Origin of the sequence: Paenalcaligenes sp. (assembly GCF_030152715.1) — a bacterium.
Lineage (GTDB): Bacteria > Pseudomonadota > Gammaproteobacteria > Burkholderiales > Burkholderiaceae_B > Paenalcaligenes > Paenalcaligenes hermetiae.
Window position 1 is genome coordinate 1 of sequence record NZ_JASLIX010000024.1, and the last position, 7,073, is coordinate 7,073.

At 44.8% G+C, this 7,073-nt stretch carries 6 protein-coding genes; 4 read left to right on the plus strand and 2 right to left on the minus strand.

Annotated features, from left to right (window positions below; genetic code table 11):
* Positions 1 to 494: 494 nt before the first annotated feature.
* Positions 495 to 1,649, minus strand: a complete 1,155-nt coding sequence (locus tag Q1V74_RS01390) for an MFS transporter (RefSeq protein ID WP_300646730.1) — start codon at positions 1,647 to 1,649, stop codon at positions 495 to 497.
* A gap of 196 nt (positions 1,650 to 1,845) precedes the next feature.
* Here Q1V74_RS01390 and Q1V74_RS01395 point away from each other — a divergent pair, with 196 nt between their 5' ends.
* Together Q1V74_RS01395 and Q1V74_RS01400 are read left to right on the plus strand one after the other, a co-directional pair.
* Positions 1,846 to 2,190 carry a DMT family protein gene (locus tag Q1V74_RS01395; protein ID WP_260650491.1) on the plus strand — a complete coding sequence of 115 codons (345 nt, stop codon included), beginning with the start codon at positions 1,846 to 1,848 and terminating at the stop codon, positions 2,188 to 2,190.
* Between the two features lie 121 nt (positions 2,191 to 2,311).
* Complete coding sequence (locus Q1V74_RS01400; RefSeq protein WP_300646731.1) at positions 2,312 to 3,136, plus strand: class I SAM-dependent methyltransferase; 825 nt, start codon at positions 2,312 to 2,314, stop codon at positions 3,134 to 3,136.
* A gap of 8 nt (positions 3,137 to 3,144) precedes the next feature.
* Here the strand turns inward: Q1V74_RS01400 and rlmF are convergent, their stop codons facing one another.
* Positions 3,145 to 4,017, minus strand: a complete 873-nt coding sequence (gene rlmF, locus Q1V74_RS01405; RefSeq protein ID WP_300646733.1) for a 23S rRNA (adenine(1618)-N(6))-methyltransferase RlmF — start codon at positions 4,015 to 4,017, stop codon at positions 3,145 to 3,147.
* A 79-nt stretch (positions 4,018 to 4,096) separates the two neighbouring features.
* Here rlmF and Q1V74_RS01410 point away from each other — a divergent pair, with 79 nt between their 5' ends.
* Both Q1V74_RS01410 and Q1V74_RS01415 read left to right on the plus strand, forming a co-directional pair.
* Positions 4,097 to 5,032, plus strand: coding sequence for a LysR family transcriptional regulator (locus tag Q1V74_RS01410; protein WP_300646734.1), 936 nt, complete (start codon positions 4,097 to 4,099; stop codon positions 5,030 to 5,032).
* A 169-nt stretch (positions 5,033 to 5,201) separates the two neighbouring features.
* The coding region (locus tag Q1V74_RS01415) for a hydantoinase/oxoprolinase family protein (RefSeq protein ID WP_300646735.1) at positions 5,202 to 7,073 on the plus strand (1,872 nt) is incomplete at its 3' end.

The window sequence follows — 7,073 nt, forward strand, 5'->3', positions numbered from 1 at the left end:
TATTGCTGCTATCCAAGGTAATGTGAACCCATTTATAGCGCAGCCCACTTTAATCAATCGAGTTTGTCGCTAAATTCTCTTCATATGACAGAGAGATGAACGAGAAGCAATAAATAGTGGATATCTTTTTTGTCAAGGGCCGTTTTTTTGGATGGTTACAAATCGACACGCATAAAAAAGCGTCAGAGTCAAGAAGGCTCTGACGCTTTACTTACGCTTGTTTTTTCATTTTATAAATTAGCTTTTTCTTTTAAGTGCTTGTTTTTAATCGATAAATATTGATTTTCTTTCTGTGGGAGAAAGAGGTATGTTGATTTTTTATCGTGCTATATTCCTGCGTGTACGAGGGGGCTGGTGTGGAGTTTGAGTGTAAATCGACTTTTAAAGTTATCCCCAAAACCTGTGGATAACCCTGTTGATAAGATGTGAGTATGTGGCGCAAAACCGCATCATTCACGCACTCGAGGTTCATTGTATAGTAATTAACACTTTTGTCATGTGAGTGCGGGCAGGCGCAGTTTTTTGAAGGCCAAAACCCCTAGAGTAGAACTAAAAATAAATAAACCTAAGCAAAAACAGACTAAGGCCACAGGCATTGAAAAAAGGTCTGCTAAAAAGCCCAGTGCAAGAATAGGCACGATGGCGCCTAGATAAGCGATGATTAGATAGCTAGAAGTGGTGGCAGCACGATGCTCAGGAAGCGCAATGCGATTTACGATACCCATGCCTGAAATCAAACATAAGCCATGGCCCATAGCTGTGAGGACTAAACTACTAGCAAAAAGGAGCACGGAAGCGTGTTGCAGATTGGCGATCAGTAGGAGATTGCTGGTGCTAAAAGCAAAAAGACCAATAAGTAGACTACGTTTTAGCGGCCATTGGCGTACCCAAAGCTGAAAACCCGAGGACATAAAAAGAATAATGCCAATAGAAAGACCGCTGACGGCAGGCCCATGCCACGGCACCATACTATCCATAAAACTTGGTGCGAGTGAAGCAAACAAGCTAAACATAGAAAACGCAGCAAAGGCAGCACAGGCACCAACGAAAAAAGGAGTGCGTGCTTGAGCGCTAGGGATATGCAAAGATGGACGCCACCAACTGGCTTTTTTGGGTGGGTTTTGGGGTTGATGTGGGGCCGCAGGCAATAAAAACATGGCATAAATTGCAATAAGCCCCATTATCATTGAGGGAAAGTAGCTAGAGCGTAGTGGGTAATGAGCCCATTGGGCGATTAGGCCACCCATAACAGGGCCCACCCCAAAGCCAAATGCGATCAATAGGCTTGTAGTGGCGGCCGCTCGTTGTAAGTCTCGAGAGCGGCTTAGTTTGGTGAGACCAATAGAGGCTGAGGTCACAATTAAGCTAGAGGCCAAGCCAATAAAAATCCGGCTTATTAAAAACGAAGTATAGCTCCAGGCAATAGCTGATAGAAAAATACCAGTAGTAATAAGAATGAGTCCGACTCTGAGCACAAAAACGAAGCCTTTTTGATCACTAAGCCGACCAAGAAATAAAAGGCTACTGAGTGCAGATGCCATATAGATAACATACAGGATCGTAATATCACCTGCAGTAAGCTGCCAAGCTGTCTGATAAATTGGGTATAGCGGACTGGCTAATGCCGTACCCATGACCCCAACTATCATGGCAAAACAGACCCAAAGATAGGCGTTATTTTGTATGTGGTGACGAAACGTAGATAAAGCAAACAGAGAACGCATAATATGTGATAGCTTAGGGCAAACAAACGTTAATCTTAGCATGTAAGCGTCCGAATGCTGAGGTTATAGTAGGAGAAAAAGGGCGCTGATACGGCAGAAAAAAAAGAGGGTTTAGACTATGCTGTTACCTAAAGTTGTACCTATACTTTTATTAATTTGTTCTAATGTTTTTATGACGCTGGCTTGGTATGGGCATTTGAAATACCCGCATAGTACATTATCTAAAGTAATTATAATTAGCTGGCTTATTGCTTTATTTGAGTATTGTTTGGCTGTGCCGGCGAATCGTATTGGCCATCAGGTGTATAGCGCAGCAGAGCTTAAAACCATCCAAGAAGTCATCACTCTAGTGGTGTTTGTTTTTTTCTCTATTTTATACTTAAAAGAAAGTTTTACTTTAAACCATGCTCTTGGGTTTTCTTTTATTTTTATAGGAGCTTTTTTTATATTTAAAGGGCCATTTTAAATTATTTAATGTGAAAAAAATCTTGTTTTGCATTTAGTTAAGGAAAGATTTTTGATAAGGTGTCATAATTAATTAATAATTAAAAATAGATAAAAATCTTAATCCAAAGGAGAGCTACGGGATGCGTACTTCTGCTCACTCATTTTCCGCTGTATGTGAAACACTATTTATTCCATTGTATGCGCGAGCGCGAGAGCAGCATCAGGTTCCGACATTACTAAAAGACCCACTCGCACAGGAACTAGTACAAAAAATTGATTATGATTTTGCCAAGTTTGAACAGGCGCCAGCCAGTATGACAGGGGTGGTTTTGCGAGCCGCTTATTTTGATGCGATTGTGCGTCAGTTTGTAAAAAATCACACGAATGCTGTGGTGGTGCATTTAGGTTATGGCTTAGATACACGTTGTCAGCGTCTAGGGGCTGAGGTAGCAGATACACCTTTTTATCAGATTGATGTGCCCGAGGTAATAACATTTAGAAAGCAGTTATTAGCTCCTTTAGCTAATGAGACTTATATAGCCTCATGCATGTTTGAAACGACATGGATGGAGAAACTACACAAAAAGCATCCACGGGCGACGTTTGCCTTTGTTATGGAAGGGGTGCTGATGTATTTTTCACCAGAGCAAAATCAACAGCTATTTGCCCATTTAGCGCAACGGTTTGCTGGAGCCGAACTGCATTTTGATGTGATTAGTCGCTGGTTAAGTACAGGATCTAACTGGCACGATGCTGTACGGCTCACACCGGCGCAATTTCAGTTTGGTATTGATGATGATCGCGCCATCGAAAAATGGCATACGGCGTTGCGCTATCAGGGTAGTTGTGATGTCATGAGCTTTGAGGGCTGGGAGCGTGCCGGGTGGTTATATTGGTTAGGGCAACAGTATTTTCCTGTACTGCGCTCAGCGGCACGAGTGGTGGCGTATTTCGTGCAGCCTTGAGCATTTTCTTAAAACTGCCACGCAATTAAGCGACTTTTTTTCTGACCTTGCGCCATCTCAATGACCTGGACGTGTTGGGCGCAGACGCGTTGTAATTGCTTGCGTAGCGCAGGTAGTATCGACTCGCGCGACACTAAGCTGCTAAACCAAGTGATTTGTTTTTTATAAACTTGGCTTTGTTCTATCATACGAGAGATAAAGGCGACTTCGCCGCCATCGCACCATAACTCATTACTTTGACCACCAAAATTACGTTGCGTATTTTTTTGCCCTAATCCTTTCCACTTGCGCTGATTTTGTTGTTGTGCTTGTTCTGCTGAGTGAAAAAAGGGGGGGTTACATAGACTTAGGGCAAACTGATCGGTTGGTTGTACTACATGTTCAAAAATTGCATGAGGATGAGGCTGATGTCGCAATGTAATATCGGCGCTAAGCTGATTACGATCAATAATGGTTTGTGCGCAAGCCAGTGCTTTTTTATCAATGTCTGTACCCACAAAAGACCATCCGTATTCGGCCTGTCCGAGCAGAGGGTAAATACAGTTAGCCCCTACGCCTATATCTAAAACACGCACAGCTGAACCGGTGGGAATGGTGCCATGTGAATGCGCGAGTAAATCCGCCAAGGCATGAATATAATCTGCGCGGCCGGGGATAGGTGGACAAAGATAGTTTTCAGGAATATCCCAGTACACCACCCCATAATCACTTTTCAATATAGCTAGATTAAGTAGCTTGACTGCACGTGGGTTTGCAAAGTCAATGGTGTAACGCCCGGAAGGATTGAGACGGGTAAAGGATTTGAGCTCAGGGCAAACCGTATATAAGCGTTTAAAATCATAATGACCACGATGACGATTGCGGGGGTGAAATAACGACATAATAGAAAAACAATAAAAAGCGCAGTACAGAGTAGCACGAAGGATACAATAGTCTTCTCTTTACGCATAGGATAAAGCGGTGAATATTCGGTTTTTAGAAACCTTTGTTTGGGTGGCGCGCTTAGGTAGTTTTAGAGCTACCGCGAGTAAATTGCATATCACGCAAGCGGCGGTATCGGGGCGTATGGCGGCACTGGAAGCTGATTTAGGCTGTGTGCTGTTTGAACGCCACGGTCGTTTGTTACGGTTAAGTCCAGCAGGACAGCGGCTACTTCATCATGCTGAGCATATTTTACACGTCGAGCATGAATTACGAGCTGAGCTAGCCGCGCCAACTGTATTGAGAGGGCGTGTGCGATTAGGTGTCATGGAGTCCATTATCTATACGTGGTTCCCATTGTTTTTACAACAGCTTCAAAAGGAACACCCTAATGTCGAGCTTGAGCTAACAGTGGAGTCAAGTCGACGCTTACATGATTTGTTAAAGCGAGGCTTAATTGATGTAGCGCTACAAACCGATCCTGTGATTGAAAAGGGGATTCGTAATGCTCCTATAGGTAAATTTAAGATGGCGTGGATGATGGCAGCGGGTGTGGATCCTGCTCCTGCAACCTTGTCTGAACTATTAGAAAACTGGACTGTGGTGACTTTTCCTCGTCATTCTCAGCCTCACTTGTTTTTACTGGAGTTACTCGAGCAGCAAGGGCTTGAGCTAAGGCCACGTATTCATTTTGTGTCGTCTATAGCAGCGGGGTTGCAGCTATTACAAGCGGGTGACTGTGTAGGAGTGATGCCTTCTGCTGTTTTCCGTACGCAAATAAAACAAAAACAGTTGTATAACGCCGTGCATTACCCACCGCTGCCGGATATGCAGTTGGTGGCAAGTTGGCGGCCCGAGCCAGTTTTTGCCATCTTGTCTACGATAATAGAGTTAAGTCAGCATGCAATGGATAGTTATGCAGCTTTACACCAGGATGCTATCGCCAGTGGAAAACCTGCAGTTTTAGTTGGGTAATCGGGGTTTTCCCCATTCGTGCTTGTAGAAAAGACGGCTTTAGCTCAAGCCTAGACTTTATTTAGTATTGATAACATTTTCTTATCAATACGCATAAAAATAAATCGCTTGAGTTAGCGCAATTATCTTAGCAAACTAGTGACAAATTATGGTTTATTAGGGTTTTTTCATGCAGCACACGAACGACAACAAACAAGTAAAACTAAATAAATGGCAGTTTTGGGTAGATCGAGGTGGTACGTTTACGGATATTGTGGCTAAGCAGCCAGATGGTCAGTTGGTCACTCATAAACTGTTATCAGATAACCCAGAGCAATACCCAGATGCCGCATTAGCTGGAATTCGTCGTTTATTAGGTGTGGCGTTAGATGCGCCGATACCTACAGAAAGTATTGAAGCGGTAAAAATGGGCACGACAGTAGCGACGAATGCATTATTAGAGCGCAAAGGGGACCGCACCGTATTGTTCATCACGCAGGGTTTTAAAGATGCCTTGCAGATTGGTTACCAAGCGCGTCCTCAGTTATTTCATCGTCATATTGTCAAACCTGAGTTGCTATATCAACGCGTAGAAGAGGTAAAGGAGCGTGTGCTTGCCGATGGCACGGTAGAGCAAGCGCTGGACGAGGCACGCACCATTGAGCAATTGCAAGCTGCTTATGATGAAGGATTTCGCTCTATTGCTATTGTGCTGATGCATGCTTACCAGTTTGCTGAGCATGAGCTACGTATTGCGGAACTGGCTCGTAAAATGGGTTTTGAGCAAATCTCGGTCTCCCATCAGGTGAGTGCTTTGATGAAAATTGTGGGCCGAGGCGATACCACTGTAGTGGATGCTTACTTATCGCCCGTGTTACGCCGCTATGTTAATCGTGTGGCGAGTGAGCTTGATGATGTGCGTTTGATGTTTATGCAATCGAATGGCGGGCTAACAGCGGCGAATCATTTCCAAGGTAAAGATGCGATCTTATCTGGACCGGCAGGTGGGATTGTTGGCATGGCGCATATTGCTGCGGCTATTGGTGCAGATAAGTTAATTGGGTTTGATATGGGGGGAACATCCACCGATGTTTCTCACTACGATGGACATTTTGAGCGACTCTTTGAAACGGTGGTAGCGGGAGTGCGTTTGCGTGCTCCCATGATGAATATTCATACCGTTGCGGCTGGGGGTGGCTCAATTGTGCATTTTGATGGACAGCGTATGCGGGTCGGACCACATTCAGCAGGCGCTTATCCAGGGCCTGTGGCCTATCGTAATGGTGGGCCGTTAACGGTGACTGACTGTAATGTCATGCTAGGAAAACTACAGCCCCAGTTTTTCCCTACTATTTTTGGCCCCAATGCAGATCAGCCATTGGATAACGAGATGGTGCAGCAAAAATTTGCTGAACTGGCAGAGGACATTTATGCGAAAACGGGGGTGCGCTCGAGCCCAGAACAAGTGGCAGAGGGCTTTATCCAAATTGCGGTCGCGAATATGGCCAACGCAGTCAAAAAAATCTCCATTGAGCGTGGTTATGATGTAAGCCAATATACACTGGTTTCTTTTGGGGGGGCTGGTGGGCAGCATGCCTGTTTGGTGGCCGATGCACTTGGTATGTCACGGGTATTGATCCATCCCTTTGCGGGGGTGTTATCGGCCTATGGAATGGGCTTGGCGGATATTACAGCGATGCGTGAAAGCAGCATGGAAGTCCCCTTAGTGCAGAGCGCTTTGGCGGATTGTGCGCAACGTATTGATACGTTGGCACAACAGGTTAAAGAAGAGGTATTACGCCAAGGGGTACGAGAAAGCCATATCCAATTGATTCCACGTGCTCATGTGCGCTACGAGGGCACTGACTCGGCGTTGATTGTTAACTTTGACACGCTAGAGTCTATGCAGACACAGTTTAACCAGGCGTATTTGCAGCGTTATAGCTTTTTAATGCGAGATAAGCCGCTGATTGTAGAGGCCGTGTCAGTAGAGGCGATTGGTAAAAGCGGCGAGGATTTAGTTCCTACAGCCCCAAATACAGAGCCTTTAGAGCCACCGGCC

Bases quoted from the DNA above. Each gene is read 5' to 3' on its own strand.
- Q1V74_RS01390 (WP_300646730.1), bottom strand. From the start codon at position 1,649: ATGATAGTTGGGGTCATGGGTACGGCATTAGCCAGTCCGCTATACCCA.
- Q1V74_RS01400 (WP_300646731.1), top strand. From the start codon at position 2,312: ATGCGTACTTCTGCTCACTCATTTTCCGCTGTATGTGAAACACTATTT.
- rlmF (WP_300646733.1), bottom strand. From the start codon at position 4,017: ATGTCGTTATTTCACCCCCGCAATCGTCATCGTGGTCATTATGATTTT.